Below are 15,296 nucleotides of genomic sequence, written 5' to 3'. Positions count from 1 at the left end.
CAGCGGTCAGCGGGTCAGGCGGACGGTGGTCTCGGCCCGGACGCCGTTGACGGTGACCGCGAGCCGGACGGTGCCGGTCGAGCGCAGCCCGGTCAGCCGGCCGGTGGCCGGGTCGAACCAGGCGACGTGCCAGGGTCGAAGCCCGGACCGTACGCCGACGTGCAGGTTCGCCGAGCCGGTCCAGTCGGCGCTGACCGGGGCGGCCACCGGGACCTGCCGGCCGGCGGGCTGGGTGAGCGTCGCGGTCACCGGCACGGTCGCCCCGGCCGGCAGGCTCGACGGTGCGGCGATCGCCAGCGTGTCGACGTGGGCCCGGGTCTGGGCCGTCACCCAGCGCGGTCCGGCCGCGACCGGGTCACGCCGGGCCTTCGCCGCCTCGGCCGGGCTCACCGGGTCGACGCCGAACATCGTCCAGCCGGTGAAGCCGCCGAGGTGCGGCGCGGTGGACGGGTTCTTGCCGGTGTTGCCGTTGATCACGTACGGCACCCCGTCGACCCGGTCGGCGGCGAAGGTACCGACGTGCGACCCGACAAAAAGCGTGCCCTTGCCGGTTCGGTCCTGGAACTCGGCCAGCCACGATTCGAGCAGCGCGGCCTCCTTCCGGTCGCCGAGCTGGCTCGCCTTCGCCGGGGTCGGGTCCCGCAACGGATGGTGTTCCAGCACCACCACCGAACCGATCCGGGGATCGGCGGCGGCACCGTCCAGCGCCGCCCGCAGGCCCGCGACTTGGCTGAAGCCGCTGGTCCGCAGGCTGCCGGCGGAGGTGTCCAGGGTGACGAACCGGGTCCGGGTGCCGCCGCCGGCCGGGCTGTGGTCGAAGACCCGGGTGGTCTCGCCGAAGACCGCCTGGAAGTTGGTGATCGGCGCACCCATGACCTCGTGGTTGCCCGGCACGTAGTGGTACGGCACCTCGCCGGCCAGTTCCTCGTCGAGGATCCGTTTCGCCAGCGCGAAGTCGGCCGGGTACGCGGTGTCCACGAAGTCCCCGTTGATCACCAGGAAGTCCGGCCGGGCCGCCCTGACCTCGCGCAGCGTACGACGGGCCTGGGCGACCAGGTCACTGTCCGGGTCAGCGGCGACGAACTGGGCGTCGGAGAGGACCGCGAACCGCCAGGGTGCCCGGTCGGCCGTACCGTCGGTGACCACCACCCGGTCGATCCGGGGCGGCTCGACCGGCGGGCTGATCTCCGACGGCACCCGGGCCACGATGTCGTCGATCACCGTCTCGCCGGTGTACGCGGTCGCCGCGTCGGTCTCGGCGACGTAGAACCGGCGGATCCGCACCGGGTACACCACCCCGGCCGGCACGGGCAGTTCGACGTACCGCCAGCCGGTCCAGTCCAGGTAGGGGCCGCGGAGCACGTGCTGCTGGTCGAGCGCGTCGTGCAGGTGCAGACTCGGCCACTCGCCGTTGCCGGAACTGTGGATCCACATCCCGAACGCCTGCGGCTGGCCGGGCACCTCGATCCAGGCCGGCGGGTCGGCGTACGCGGCCCGGGTGCCGGTCGACTGGCCGAAGTCGTACGCCAGCTTCAGGCCGGTGCCGGTGTGGCCCGGCGCCGGGGTGGCCGAGCCGGTGGCCCGGGCCGCGCTGAACCGCCAGGCCGCCGCGTCGTCGAACATCGCCACCGGTACGTCGGTGAGCCCGACCGTCACCGGCAGCACCGTGCTGGTGTCGCCGACCCGGACGGTGACCAGCCCGGCGCCGCTGCCGACCTTCGCCCGCACCGACAGGTGTCCGCCCGGCGTCGGCGTGATCCCGAACAGCCCGGAGTCGTACTCCAGCCGGACGTCGGCGGGCTCGACCGGTGCGCTGTTGCCCTCGGCGTCGTAACCGACCACCCCGAACGTGCCGGTGGCGTCGACGCCGGCCAGGCCGAGCTTCTCGGCGGTGGTGTCGATCCGGGCCAGCGGACCGAGCACGGTCAGGTCGAGGTCGCCGGTCGCCCCGCCCCGGGCGGCGGTGACGGTCACCTCGCCCGGCTTCCGGGCCCGGAACACCCCGTCGCGGTCGACCGTGCCGTGCCCGACCGAGCTGCTCCGCCAGGTCGGGGTGCCGGCCGCCGGCCCGTACGTCTCGTCGTAGCCGGCCGCGGCGAGCCGCCGGGTCAGTCCCGGGAAGACCCGTTCCGGACGGCCGCCGGGGACCGGGCCGATCCCGGGGGCGCTCGTCGGGTCCAGCACGGTCTTCACCCAGTACGCCCGCAGCCTGCCACTGCCCTCGGGAGCGAACAGGGCCAGCCCGTTCGGGACCGGTCGTTCGGAGCCGTCGGAGGGGCTGTTCTCGACCCGTACCGTGGACTGGCCGGGCTCCCGGGCGAGCAGGGTGGACGAACCGCCGCCGTCCAGGTTGAGCGCGTCGTGGGCGCCCAGTTCGGCCATCATCCGGCCGAGTTCGGTGAGCGTCACGCCCCGGCTGTCGACCTGTCGTCCGTCCACTGTGACCAGGAACATCTTCCGGCCGTCGGCGGAGAAGCCGACGGCGGTACGCGGTTCCGGGTTGACGTCGCCGATCTGCTGCGGCACGCCGTCGCGGACCAGTACCCGGTTGCCGCCGATCGCGGCCCGCGGCGTGCTGCCGTCCGAGGACCTCGGGGCGTACCGGAGGTCGACCGGGTCGCCGGGTCGCAGCGCGGCGAGCGCGTCGGCGCCGGCGTCCCGCCCGAGCAGGACGGTGCTGCCGGCCGGGATCGGGCCGCTGCCGGCCGCTCCCGCCACCGTGCCGACCCGACCGCCGGTCAGGGTGACCTCGGTCACCCTGGTCGCCCCCTCCACCGCCCGGCCACGTGGGTACGACCCCCAGAGCGCGGTGAAGACCCCGATGCCGTTCGCCGCGACCATGTTGTTGAACTGGGTCAGGGTGACCGGTCCGGTCGGCAGCGTGGCGGTGCCGTCGAAGTGGACCTGGATCACCCGGCCGATGCCCTCGGCGGTGATCCCGACCGCCTCGTGGTGTCCGGCGACCGGTGACTGGACGAGGGCACCGCCCTGGATGCCGATGCCCTGCGCGGCGCCGGAGTTGTTGATGTCGAAGAAGTCACCGTTGACCGCGGCGACCGCGCCGGCCCGGTCGACCGGCCCGCGCAGTGGTTCGGCCCGGGCCACCGCACCGGAGTTGACGTAGTCGACGGTGACCCCGCCGGCCAGGTCGGCGGTGAGCGCGTCGGCCCGGATCCACCCGTCGGCGTCGAAGCGGTCGTACGAGGTGAGTTGGAGCCCGGGCGCGACCGGACGGGTCCGGGTGTCGGTGGTGATCCCGTCGTCGGCGGCCGTCGCGGTGATCGGTGACGACGACCCGGTGCGGCCGGACGAGGCGGCCGGGCTGTCCTCGCTGGCGGTGCTGGTGGCGGTGCCCCGGCCGGGGACGCCGGACGCGGTGGCCGGCGGTCCGGTGACGACCAGGGACGGCAGCAGCAGGAGCAGGCCGGCGAGTGCGGCGGATCGACGGCGGTTCACCATGCCCGGTAGTCAACCCGACGTCGCACAGAACTTTCAATATCTGGCGACGAAACTGAAGGAAAACTTCATCGCTGTCCGTCGGTGTCCGGGCCCCGCCCGAGTACGTGCTCCCGACCCCAGGCGCCGAGCGGCTCCAGCGCGTCGTTCAGCGAGACGCCGAGCGGGGTCAGCGAGTACTCGACCCGGGGCGGCACCTCGTCGTACACCTCGCGGTGCACGATGCCGTCGGTCTCCATCTCCCGCAGGTGCGAGGCGAGCACCTTCTCGGTAACCCCCGGCACCAGGCGGCGCAACTCGCCGAACCGGCACACCTGTTCGTTGAGCGCCCAGAGGATCAGCACCTTCCACTTACCGCCGACCACGTCCATCGCCGCGTCGATCCCGCAGACGTACGCCCCCGGCCTCCGCAGCGTCGGCAGGGCCACCCTCTTCTGGCTGCTCACATACCCCAGCGTAACCACGCACCTCAGAGTGCGTACTTGAGCGTTCTCACGGCACCGGGAAGTCTTCCTGGTGTGGAACAGCACGCTTCTGACACCTCCGCCCACCAGCCGCTGACCCTGCTCGGGCTCGGCGCCATGGGAACCGCACTCGCCCGCGCCTGGCTCGCCGCCCGGCATCCACTGACCGTCTGGAACCGCAGCCAGCACCGGGCCGCGCCGCTCGCCGCCGAGGGCGCGACAGTCGCCGGTACCGCCGCGGAGGCGGTGGCCGCGAGCCGTCTCGTGGTCGTCTGCCTGCTCGACGACGAGTCGGTCCGACAGACCCTCGCCGACACCGACCTGACCGGTAGGGACGTGGTGAACCTCAGCACCGGCACGCCCGGCCAGGCCCGCGCTCTGGCCCGCTGGGTCGAGGACCGGGGCGCCCGGTTCCTGGACGGCGGGATCATGGCGGTACCTCCGATGATCGGCGTACCGGACTCCGGCGGGTACATCCTCTACAGCGGATCGACCGACGCCTTCGAGGCGTACCGACACACGTTGGCGGTCCCGGCCGGCACCCGGTACGTCGGCGCGGATCCCGGCTTCGCCGCCCTGCACGACGTCGCGCTGCTGAGCGCGATGACCGGGATGTTCTCCGGAATCGCGCACGCCTTCGCGCTGATCCGGCGAGAGGAGATCGCCCCGAAGGAGTTCGCCCCGCTGCTCGCCGAATGGCTCGCCGCGATGGCCGGTTCCGCACACCTGACCGCAGCCCAGTTGGAGAGCGGCGACCACACCACGGGGGTGGCGTCCAATCTCGCCATGATGGTCACGGCCAACGCCACCCTGCTGCGTACCGCCGAGGAGCAGGGGGTCAGTACCGAACTGCTGACCCCGTACACCGGGTTGATGGCCGACGTGCGCCCCGCCGGCCAGGGAGCGGAGAGCCACCCGGGGGGGGTCGACCTGCTGCTCCGCTGAGCGGGACCGGGACAGCCGTGGGGCCCGGCCGGTTTCCCGGCCGGGCCCCACGTGGAGAACCCTCGAAGTACGTCCGGACTACTCGCCCGGCGTGGACTTCGCGATCTGCATCAGGAACTCGATGTTGGTCCGGGTCTTCTTCAGCCGGTCCAGCAGCAGGTCCAGCGCCGCCTGCGAGTCGAGCGAGTGGAGCACCTTGCGCAGCTTGTGGATGATCGCCAGTTCCTCCGCCGCGAGCAGGATCTCCTCCTTACGCGTACCCGAGGTGTGGATGTCGATCGCCGGGAAGACCCGCTTGTCGGCGATCTTCCGGTCCAACTTCAGCTCCGCGTTACCGGTGCCCTTGAACTCCTCGAAGATGACCGTGTCCATCACCGAACCGGTCTCCACCAGCGCGGTGGCGAGAATGGTCAGCGAGCCGCCGTTCTCGATGTTCCGGGCCGCGCCGAGGAAGCGCTTCGGCGGGTAGAGCGCGGTCGAGTCGATACCACCGGACATGATCCGGCCGCTGGCCGGCGCGGCCAGGTTGTACGACCGACCGAGCCGGGTCACCGAGTCGAGCAGTACGACCACGTCGTGGCCCAGCTCGACCAGGCGCTTGGCCCGCTCGATGGCCAGCTCCGCGACCGTGGTGTGGTCCTGCGGCGGACGGTCGAAGGTGGCCGCGACAACCTCGCCCTTGACCGAGCGCTGCATGTCGGTGACCTCTTCGGGCCGCTCGTCGACGAGTACCACCATCAGGTGGCACTCCGGGTTGTTCTGGGTGATCGCGTTGGCGATCGCCTGCAACACCATGGTCTTACCCGCCTTCGGCGGCGACATGATGAGCGCCCGCTGGCCCTTGCCGATCGGCGTGACCAGGTCGATGACCCGGGTGGTGAGGATGTGCGGCTCGGTCTCCAACCGGAGCCGCTCCTGCGGGTAGAGCGGAGTCAGCTTGTAGAACTCGGGACGACGCTTCGCCTCGTCCGGGTCCATCCCGTTGATGGTGTCGAGCCGGACCAGCGGGTTGTACTTGTCCCGCCGCTGCTCACCGTCGCGAGCCGCCCGGACCGCACCGGTGACCGCGTCACCGCGCCGCAGGCCGTACTTCTTGACCTGGGACATCGAGACGTAGACATCGTTCGGGCCGGAGAGGTAACCGGTGGTCCGGACGAAGGCGTAGTTGTCCAGCACGTCGATGATGCCGGCCACCGGCACGAGGACATCGTCCTCGTTGACCTGCGGTTCCCGGCCGCCACCGCCGCTGCTGCCGCTACCGCCGTCGTTGCCCTCCGCACGGTCCCCACGGCCGCGCCGCCGGTCCCGGAAGCGGCTACGACGGCTGCGGCGCCCACCGGCGTCGCCCTCGTCGTCGTCGTTGTCCCGGTCCGCCGAGCGCGGAGCCCGGTCGCGGTCGTTGCGCGACTCGCCGCGCTCGCCCCGGTCGTTGCGGTCGCCCCGGTCGTTGCGCTCCCGGCCGCCGCGCGACTCGCGCTCGCCCCGGTCGTTGCGCTCGGCGCGCTCACCGCCGTCGGTACGCTCACCGCCGTCGGTACGGTCCGCCCGCTCGGTACGGTCCGCCCGCTCGGTACGGTCCGCCCGCTCGGTACGGTCCGCCCGCTCGGAACGCTCGGTGCGCTCCGTCGGGGTCGCCTCGGTCTCCACCTCGGTGGCAGCCGTCGCGGCCGTACGCGACCGCCGGGACGTCCGCGTACGTCCCTCGGTGGCGGCCACCGGCGTCTGCTCGGCGGCTACCGCCGGCGCCTGCTCGGCCGAACGCCGCTCAGCGCTGTCGCGCACCTCGGCGCGTACCTCTTCCCGAGCCGGCGCGGCCGCGGCCGCCACCTCGGCCCGGGGACGTGGCGCTCCGCCGGTGCTGGCAGCGGCTCCGCCGGACTGCCGCTCCGAAATGGCGCTGATCAGCTCGCCCTTGCGCATCCGGGCCGTACCGGAGATGCCGAGCGACGCGGCCAGGCTCTGCAACTCTGGCAGCAGCATTGCCGACAGCCCGGTTCCGGTCCGCCGACGGCGGGTGGAACCTGCGGTGGCTTCGCCAGCGACGTTGGAAACATCCGACGTCACGTCGGTGGTGTCGCTCAATGGAGTCCTTCCCTCGATAAGGCCGGGGCTGCCCTTGGCCCGAGAAACACGGTGGCCGGGCGGCCTCGGTGCACCCGCCTCGCCTGACGCGTCGCGGGAGTCTGTAACACAGCAGCCGGTTGATTTCCGACCCACCAACATCGGTGAGCAGGTCTCGCCGTCTGCGGCGACCTGTGGAAACTGCGGTGCGGCGTAGACCTAGGCAGGGGTGAGACGGGCTGACCGCCGAGAGCTTCGGGGGTGCACCGACCCGCAGGAGTCGCATTGCTTCGCGGCTGTGCTAGGTCTAGAGCGTAATCAACTCTTCCGACCTGCGGCAACAGGGTCCCGCTCGGCGTGTCCCAGTCTACCCCTATCAACCCGGGCCCCGGCTACGTCTACGACCAACCTTTGCACAGCCCAGCCCATTCCCGGAAGGTGTTCGTCAGGAATGCTGGTCAGGGCCAGGACCGTCGGGCCCGCCCCGCTGACCACAGCAGCCACACCAGCCGCACGCAACCCAGCCAACACGTCGGCGGTCGCCGGCATTCCGGGCGCCCGGTAGCCCTGGTGCAGCCGGTCCTCGGTGGCCGCGAAGAGCAGCGCCGGTTCCGTGGTCAGCGCGTGCACCAGCAGGGCCGCCCGGCCGGCGTTGCGGGCCGCGTCGGCGTGCGGAACAACCGCCGGCAGGGCGGCCCGGGCGACCGAGGTCAGGCCACGCTCGTCCGGCACCAGCACCGTCGGCCGGACCTCCGGCGCGACCGGGAGCCGGCGCGCCCGGGCCCCGACCCCCGGCTCCGACCAGGCGATGGTGAAACCGCCGAGCAGGCAGGGCGCGACGTTGTCCGGATGCCCCTCCAGGTCGGCGGCGAGCCGGAGCACCGCCGCGTCGTCGAACCGCTCCTCCCCGTCGACGACCAGGGCCCGGGCCAACGTCACACCGGCGACGATCGCCGCCGAGGAGGAACCGAGGCCACGGGCCTGCGGGATCCGGTTGACACACTCCACCGCCAGACCCGACGGCTGGCCGCCGAGCGCCTCGAAGGCCGCCCGCATGGCCCGTACGACAAGGTGTCCGTCGTCGGTCGGCAACTCGCCCGCGCCCTGCCCGGCGATCTCGACGCGACAGCCGGCCGGGACGACCCGGGCGCTGACGTCGTCGTACAGCGCCAGGGCCAGGCCGAGGGTGTCGAAACCCGGGCCGAGGTTGGCGCTGGTCGCGGGCACACGGACCCGGACCGGCTCGGAGAGGAAGGACGGGCGCACCGGTTCATGCTAGGCGCCGTCCCGCTCCGGGCCGGTCCGTTGTCCGCGCGCTGGGACACCGGCTACTCCGGTTCCGTCGTGCCGTTCGGCCCGGCCGGGCGGTCCGAGGCGCTGGTCGCCGGCCCGGCCGGGCGGTCCGAGGCGCTGGTCGCCGGCCCGGTCGGGCGGTCGGAGACGCCAGCCGGGTGGCCCGAGGCGCCGGTCGTGCCGTCCGGCCCGGGTTCCGGGGCGCCCCCGTCGGCCGCCGTCTCGCCCCGGGCCGGCCGCAGGGTGCGGCCGGCCGTCCGGAGGGCCAGTCGCAGGGCGTACTCGATCTGGGCGTTGACGCTGCGGAGGTCGTCCGCGGCCCATCTCGCGATCGCGTCGTAGACCTGTGGATCAAGCCGCAGCAGGAGCTTCTTACGCTCGGCCATGGGAGAGAAGGGTCCTAGCTGTAGAGGGATCCGGCGTTCACCACCGGCTGGGCGGCCCGGTCACCGCAGAGTACGACCAGCAGGTTGGCCACCATCTGGGCCTTACGCTCCTCGTCCAACTCCACCACGTGCTCCTCGCGCAGCCGCTCCAGGGCGTTGGAGACCATGCCCACCGCCCCCTCCACGATCTTGAACCGGGCGGACACGATCGCGTTCGCCTGCTGACGGGCCAGCATCGCCTGGGCGATCTCCGGCGCGTACGCCAGGTGGGTGGTGCGGGACTCGAGCACCTCGACACCGGCCAGCTCGACCCGTTCACGCAGCTCGTGGGTCAACTCCTCGCTGACCACCGCACTGTCCCGCAGACTCGCCCGGGCGGAGTCGTGCGCGTCGTACGGGTAGCTGGTGGCGAGGTGCCGCACCGCGGCCTCGGACTGCACGGCGACGTACTCGATGTGGTCCTCCACGGCGAACGCGGCCTTGGCCGTGTCGACCACCTGCCACACGACGACGGCGGCGATCTCCACCGGGTTGCCGTCGGCGTCGGAGACCTTGAGCCGGTCGGTCTCGAAGTTGCGAACCCGGAGGGTGACCTTCTTGCGGTCGGTCAGCGGCCAGGTCCAGTGCAGGCCGGGCTGGCGGACGCTGCCGACATAGCGGCCGAAGAACTGCACGACCTGGGCCTCGTTCGGGTCGACCACGAGAAATCCGGTGAGCCCGACCAGGGTGACCAGGCCGTAGCCGATGACCGCGACGAGCATCCAGGGCGCCGGACCGGAATCGGCCAGGACCGGCAGGGTGGCCGCCAGACCGACAGCGGTCAGGACCAGCAGCGCTCCGATCGCGGCGAAGCCCGAGAGCCGGAAGGCGGGTCGCTCCATGACATCTCCTCGCTATTAAAGTGATATCACTAAGATAGCGAACGGCCGCACGTGGATTCAAGACCGGAGCCGGCCACGACCCGGCGCACGTCCAGCGGATGCCGCCGGCCCTCAGGGCAGGCGCCCCTGGTCACGCGCCGCGCCACGGGAACGTTGCGAGAACGGGTAGCTGGCGGTACGCAGCCACGGGACCAGACCACGCGGACGCAGGTCCGAACAGTGGTTGCCGGCCGGGTCGAAGGCCAGCGCCGCGTCCACCTCGGCGGGCAACCGCTCACCGAAGGTGATCCGGCCGAACGGGTGCCACCCACCGCCGAACCGGGCCGCCGCCAACTCCAGGCACCCCTCGCCCCGGCCGGCGACCCCGGTCAGCTCCGCCCAGGTACGGCCCAACGGGCGGTCCGACCGGGCCAGCAGGTACGTCCGCCGGCCGTCCAGCCGGAAGCCGACCAGGCTGCCGTACGGGCCGGCGAAGTCACGGCGGGGTATCGGCAGGTGCCGCAGGATCGGCGGTGCCGCGCTGGTCGAGAGCAGCAGGTCGAACGGGCCGGCGGGGCCGTGCAGCCGAACCGCGAGGCCGAGCACGTCCGGCCAGCCGTCCGGCGTCGGAACACCCCGGGAGAGCCGGAGCGTCACCGGCAGCCGCCCCGGGCCGCCCGCCATCCGTACCGCGAGCCGGCCCCAGATGTCGATCTCCCCGGTGAACGAGAGCCCGCGCGGGTGCAGCAGCCGACCACCACGCCACCTGGCCAGGCGGCTGGCGGGTCGGGTTCCGGGCAACTGGTCGATGGTCGGGCAGTACCCGATCGCCACGCCGGTTAACAGGGGGCCCTTCCTATACAGAAAGCGATAGGAAGGGGCCCTTCCTTACCCCTCAGGCGGGGGCGGGGCCGGCGTCCCGTCCGTCGGACCGCTCGTCGGACATGTCGAGCCGCCGGGTGGCCACCCACCAGCCGACCGCGTAGACCACGGTGACCAGACCGCAGCCGGCCACCACCACCCGCTCGTCGACGTGGTCCACCACCGCGGCCACCGCCAGTTGACTGACCGAGATGGCGAGGGTGGCGAGCATCATGTCGGTGGCGAAGACCCGGCCCCGCAACCGGTCCGGCACCTCACCCTGCAGGGCGAAGTTCGACATCACCCAGTTGGCACCGCCGCCGAAGTGGGCGACGAAGACCAGGAGCAGCACGAGGGGGAACCACTGGGCGAGCGAGACCCCGAGGTAGGCGATGCCGTACGCGGACATCGAGATGGCGAGGCCGGTCAGCAGCCAGGAGCGGTGGCTCAGTACCCGGCGCATCAGCAGCGGACCGACCAGGGCGCCGGCCCCGCGTACCGCGAAGAGCAGGCCGGTGCCGATCGCGCCGACCCCGTACAGGGCGCCCATCAGCGGAAAGACGGTCAGTACGCCGTTGCCGAGCCCGACCGCGCTCTTGACGGTGACCAGCGCCAGCACCCGGGGACGGGCACCGATGTAGGCCAACGCCTCCCGGATCGCCACCCAGGGCCGCTGGACCGGCAGCGCGTGGTCACGCGGGGCCTGCAACGGGCGGCGGATCAGCCCGGCCAGGCCGGCGGCCACCGCCAGGCCGACCGCCGCCACCCAGAAGCAGGCATACGGGCCGACCAGGGCGGTCAGTACCCCGCCGAGCGAGGCACCGACGACGGTCATGGTGCCCCACGCCGAGCCGGCGACCGCGTTCGCCCCCGCGAGGTCGACGGGGTCGACCACGTTCGGCAGGGCCGCCTGGGCCGCCGGGGAGTAGAACGCCTTGGCGACCGCGATCGCCCCGATCGCCAGCAACGCCAGCCAGGCCGTGCCGGCACTCCGAACGCCGAACAGGAGCAGGACCGCCACCAGCGCGGTCAGGTTCGCCACGATCATGATCTTCTTGCGGTCCACCCGGTCCGCCACCGTCCCGGCGTACGGCAGCAGCAGGGCGAGGATGCCGGTGTCGACGGCGAGCACCAGCGCGCCCCACACCCCGCTGCCGGTCAACTTGGGCAGCAGCACCAGCAACGGCACCATGACGAACCAGTCGGCGCCGAAGACCACCAGTTCGGCGGCGAAGAGGCGACGGAAGTCCCGGTTACCCGTAAGGACCGAAAGGGGAGATGACACGTACACGAACCTTACCCGCAGGCGTACCCGCAGCGCGGCGCACCAGCACGCGACCACCAGCGGCGGTCCCGAGGGTGGCTGGCGGGGCGCGGCCGGCCCGCAGAACACTTCGGGCCGGACCGGTGGGATCCGGTCCGGCCCGAAGCCGACGGTCAGTGCCTGCTGACGGTCAGGGCGTGACCCTGACGGTCAGCGTCCGATCCACGCGGGTCAGCTCTCGGTCGGCGGGGGCAGCGGAGACCGGCGGGTCTTCGGCAGCCGCAGCACCTCGAACTGGTCGGTGCCGTCGATCAGCGCCCCGGACGGCGCCGGACGGCTGGTGGCCGATGTGGACGTTCCGGTCGCCGACGCCCCGGCGGTCACCGGCACCCCGCCGGCACCGGCCGCACCACCGGACCCGGCCGGGGTCCCGGCGTCGGCGGCCGAGGCGACCGGCGTCTCCGGGCCGGAAGGCCCCTGTGGCCCGCGCTTTGCGGCCCGGCGTAGCCGGAACCGCTCCTTGGTGTTCTCGACCATGGTGTAGAGGGTCGGCACCAGCACCAGGGTGAGCAGCGTCGAACTGATCAGTCCGCCGATCACCACGATGGCCAGCGGCCGCGAGATGAACCCACCCTCGCCGGTCAACCCGAGCGCCATCGGCAGCAACGCGAAGATGGTGGCGATGGCGGTCATCAGGATCGGCCGCAGCCGTCGCCGGCCGCCCTCGACCACCGCCTCGATGATTCCCATTCCCTGCTCGCGGTACTGGTTGACCAGGTCGAGCAGCACGATCGCGTTCGTCACCACGATGCCGACCAGCATCAGGATCCCGATCAGCGCCGGTACGCCGAGCGGCGTACCGGTGGCCAGCAGCAGGCCGACCGCACCGGTGGCGGCGAACGGGACCGAGACCAGCAGGATCAGCGGCTGGATCAGGCTGCGGAAGGTGGCCACCATGATCACGAAGACGATCGCGATCGCGGCGAGTACGGCCAGCGTCAGGTCGGCGAACGCCTCCTGCTGCTCGGCACTGACCCCGCCGATGGTGAACGTCGCCCCCGGTACGTCGAGCCCGTCGAGCCGCTCCCGCAGGTCGGTGGTGATCGCGCCGAGGTTCGATCCGGCGGCGGTACCGCTCACCGTGACACTGCGCTCGCCGTCGATCCGGGTGACCGCCAGCGGACCCTGTACCTCGGCCACGTCGGCGATGTCGTCGAGCTTGACCGCACCGCCCGGCCCGACCGGCAGCGCCCGCAGCGCCTCGATCCCGGCCGGCGGCAGCCCGCCCCGCAGCACCACGTCCTGCGGCTCGCCACCGAGGTTGACCTGGCCGAGCGGGGTGCCCCGGAACTGCTGGGCGACCAGCTGACCGACGGCGGCCTCGGTGAGCCCGACCCGGGCGGCGGCGGCCCGGTCGACCGTGACGTCGATCCGGGGTGCGCTCTCCGCCAGGCTGCTCCGCACGTCGGTCACCCGGGGAATGTCCGCCATCATCCGCTGGACCTGCTCGCTCGCCCGGGCCAGTACGTCCGCGTCCGCCGCCCGGACGATCACCTGGATCTCGTTGGCCGAACCGCCGCCCGGTCCACCGGCCCCGCCGAACCGGAGATCGCCGACGCCGGACAGCTTGTCGAACTCCGCCCGCAGCGCCTTCTCGACCTGCGCGGCGTCGGCCCCCTCGTCGAGCGCGACGGAGAAGCTGGCGGTGTTGGCGGCACCTCCGCCGCCGAACGGGCCACCGCCGCCACCGGCGGTGACCTGGTAGGACTCGACCCCGTCGGTCCGGGACAGCACCCCCTCGACCTGCCGGGCCGCCGCGTCGGTGGCGCCGAGGCTGCTACCGACCGGCAGCTCCTGGCTGATGCTCAGGGTGTCCTGCCCCGAACTGTCCAGGAAGTTGGTCTCCAGCCGGGTGGCGAGCCCGAACGTACCGAAGAGGACCACCAGGCCGAGGCCGACGGTGAGCCAGCGCCGGTGGGTGGCGAAGTCGATCACCGGCAGGTACGCGCGCTGCAGCGGGCTGCGCAGTTCCTTCTCCTCCGCCTCCCGACGGATCTCCTCGACGTCCGCACCGCCGTTCGCCGGGCGGAGGAACCAGTACGACAGCACCGGGATGATGGTCAGCGAGACCAGCAGCGAGGCGAGCAGCGCCACCGTCACGGTGATCGCGAACGGCGCGAAGAGCTGCCCGACGAAACCGCCGACCAGCACGATCGGGGTGAAAACCGCGACCGTGGTGAGAGTGGAGGCGGTGACCGCGCCGGCCACCTCCCGGACACCGGTCAGGATCGCCTGGCGTTTGTCCTCGCCGTACCCGAGATGTCGTTTGATGTTCTCCAGTACGACGATCGAGTCGTCGACGACCCGGCCGACCGCGATGGTCAGCGCGCCGAGGGTGAGCAGGTTGAGCGAGTAGTCGCCGATCCAGAGCGCCAGCAGGGCCACCACCACGGAGAGCGGGATGGAGACCGCGGTGACCAGGGTGGACCGGACCGAGAGCAGGAAGACCAGGATCACCAGCACCGCCATGACCAGGCCGAGCAGGCCCTCGGTGGTGAGGCTCTCGATCGACTTCTCCACGAACGGCGCCTGGTCGAAGACCACGGTGAGGGTCGCGCCGGACGCGGCGGTGAGGTCGTCGAGCCGGTCCCGGATCTCGTGCGAGATCCGCACCGCGTTGCCGTCCGGCGTCGCGGTGACCATGAGGCCGAGGCTGTCCACACCGTCGGTGCGGGTGAGCGACGTGGCCGCGGCGGGCTGCTGCTGCACCGCCGCGATGTCGCCGAGCCGTACCGGCGTCTTGCCGGGCCCGGACGGCGGCAGGTAGATGCCCGCCAGCTCCTCGACCGAGTTGATCCGACCGCCGACCTGCACCGTCCGGGTCTGGTCGTTCTCGGTGACCGCACCGGCCGGAATGGTCACCCCGTTGGCCTGTAGCGCCGTACCGATCGCGGTCGGCGCGACCCCGGCGGCGGCGAGCTTGGCCGGGTCGGGCGTGATCACCACCTGCTGGTCGCGGGCGCCGGTCACCTCGACCGTACGGACCCCCTCGATGGCCTCCAGTTCGGGTACGACGGTCTCGGCGAGCCGGTCCGCGAGAGCCTGCTGGTCACCGCCGCCGGCCGCGGCCAGTACCACCGCCGGCAGGTCGTCCGTGCTGCCGGCGAGCACCTGCGGCTCGACGTTGGCGGGCAGCTGCGCCCCGATCCGGTTGATCGACGTCTGCAGCTTGTTGACCGCGTCGTCGAGGTCGGTGCCGAACTCGAACTCCACCTGCAACGTCGCGCTGCCCTCCTGCGACGTCGAGGTGACCTTGGACAGTCCGGCGATGCCCTGGATGCTGTTCTCGATCGGCTCGGCGACCTGCGCCTCCACCACCTCGGGACCGGCACCCGGGAACGGCGCGATGATGAACGCCGCCGGGAACTCCAGCGAGGGCAGGAGCTGCTGCTTCAGCGACGGTACGGCGAACGCCCCGAACCCGGTGATCACGATTGCCACCAGGGCCACGAGCCCCCGGTTGGCGAGACTGAGTCTGGCGAGCAACGACATGCGGCGGCTCACTCCTGTGTCGATTAGCGCGAGATGACCCTCACGCGAGTTGCGAGTCTGCGCGGCACGAGCAGTGTGCCTGACGCGGATCTTGTCCCCGCTGTTGGGGCACTCGTCCCGCTGCTGAACACCGGGCCGCAGTCTCCGGGGTGTC

Annotated in this window: 10 protein-coding genes; 1 reads left to right on the top strand and 9 read right to left on the bottom strand. The window is 72.2% G+C overall.

Features of this window, described 5'->3' with window-relative positions; translation table 11 throughout:
- Window positions 1-6 precede the first annotated feature (6 nt).
- Both V1633_RS04265 and V1633_RS04260 read right to left on the bottom strand, forming a co-directional pair.
- Window positions 7-3,459 carry a phosphodiester glycosidase family protein gene (locus V1633_RS04265; protein ID WP_331212827.1) on the bottom strand — a complete coding sequence of 1,151 codons (3,453 nt, stop codon included), beginning with the start codon at window positions 3,457-3,459 and terminating at the stop codon, window positions 7-9.
- A 65-nt stretch (window positions 3,460-3,524) separates the two neighbouring features.
- Window positions 3,525-3,902, bottom strand: a complete 378-nt coding sequence (locus tag V1633_RS04260; RefSeq protein WP_331212826.1) for a winged helix-turn-helix transcriptional regulator — start codon at window positions 3,900-3,902, stop codon at window positions 3,525-3,527.
- A gap of 72 nt (window positions 3,903-3,974) precedes the next feature.
- Here V1633_RS04260 and V1633_RS04255 point away from each other — a divergent pair, with 72 nt between their 5' ends.
- Window positions 3,975-4,865 carry an NAD(P)-dependent oxidoreductase gene (locus V1633_RS04255; RefSeq protein WP_331212825.1) on the top strand — a complete coding sequence of 297 codons (891 nt, stop codon included), beginning with the start codon at window positions 3,975-3,977 and terminating at the stop codon, window positions 4,863-4,865.
- 78 nt (window positions 4,866-4,943) lie between these two features.
- On the opposite strand, the gene rho is transcribed toward V1633_RS04255, so the two are convergent.
- The 7 genes from rho to V1633_RS04220 form a co-directional block, all read right to left on the bottom strand.
- Window positions 4,944-6,947, bottom strand: a complete 2,004-nt coding sequence (rho, locus tag V1633_RS04250) for a transcription termination factor Rho (RefSeq protein ID WP_331212824.1) — start codon at window positions 6,945-6,947, stop codon at window positions 4,944-4,946.
- A gap of 297 nt (window positions 6,948-7,244) precedes the next feature.
- Complete coding sequence (gene thrB, locus V1633_RS04245; protein ID WP_331212823.1) at window positions 7,245-8,192, bottom strand: homoserine kinase; 948 nt, start codon at window positions 8,190-8,192, stop codon at window positions 7,245-7,247.
- A gap of 62 nt (window positions 8,193-8,254) precedes the next feature.
- Window positions 8,255-8,605, bottom strand: coding sequence for a hypothetical protein (locus tag V1633_RS04240; protein WP_331212822.1), 351 nt, complete (start codon window positions 8,603-8,605; stop codon window positions 8,255-8,257).
- A 14-nt stretch (window positions 8,606-8,619) separates the two neighbouring features.
- The gene (locus V1633_RS04235; protein WP_331212821.1) at window positions 8,620-9,486 is read right to left on the bottom strand and encodes an SPFH domain-containing protein; all 867 of its coding nucleotides are present in this window, start codon (window positions 9,484-9,486) and stop codon (window positions 8,620-8,622) included.
- 111 nt (window positions 9,487-9,597) lie between these two features.
- Entirely contained in the window at window positions 9,598-10,299 is a 702-nt protein-coding gene (locus V1633_RS04230; protein WP_331212820.1) for a phosphodiesterase, read from the bottom strand.
- Between the two features lie 61 nt (window positions 10,300-10,360).
- The gene (locus tag V1633_RS04225; protein ID WP_331212819.1) at window positions 10,361-11,611 is read right to left on the bottom strand and encodes an MFS transporter; all 1,251 of its coding nucleotides are present in this window, start codon (window positions 11,609-11,611) and stop codon (window positions 10,361-10,363) included.
- A gap of 210 nt (window positions 11,612-11,821) precedes the next feature.
- Entirely contained in the window at window positions 11,822-15,142 is a 3,321-nt protein-coding gene (locus V1633_RS04220) for an efflux RND transporter permease subunit (protein ID WP_331212818.1), read from the bottom strand.
- Window positions 15,143-15,296 lie beyond the last annotated feature (154 nt).

Source organism: Plantactinospora sonchi, from assembly GCF_036422035.1.
GTDB lineage: Bacteria > Actinomycetota > Actinomycetes > Mycobacteriales > Micromonosporaceae > Plantactinospora > Plantactinospora sonchi.
This window is presented reverse-complemented; position numbering and strand designations above follow the sequence as displayed.

Excerpts from the sequence above, each read along its gene's own strand:
- V1633_RS04235 (WP_331212821.1), bottom strand. The coding sequence starts at position 9,486 with ATGGAGCGACCCGCCTTCCGGCTCTCGGGCTTCGCCGCGATCGGAGCG.
- V1633_RS04220 (WP_331212818.1), bottom strand. The coding sequence starts at position 15,142 with ATGTCGTTGCTCGCCAGACTCAGTCTCGCCAACCGGGGGCTCGTGGCC.
- V1633_RS04240 (WP_331212822.1), bottom strand. The coding sequence starts at position 8,605 with ATGGCCGAGCGTAAGAAGCTCCTGCTGCGGCTTGATCCACAGGTCTAC.
- V1633_RS04265 (WP_331212827.1), bottom strand. The coding sequence starts at position 3,459 with ATGGTGAACCGCCGTCGATCCGCCGCACTCGCCGGCCTGCTCCTGCTG.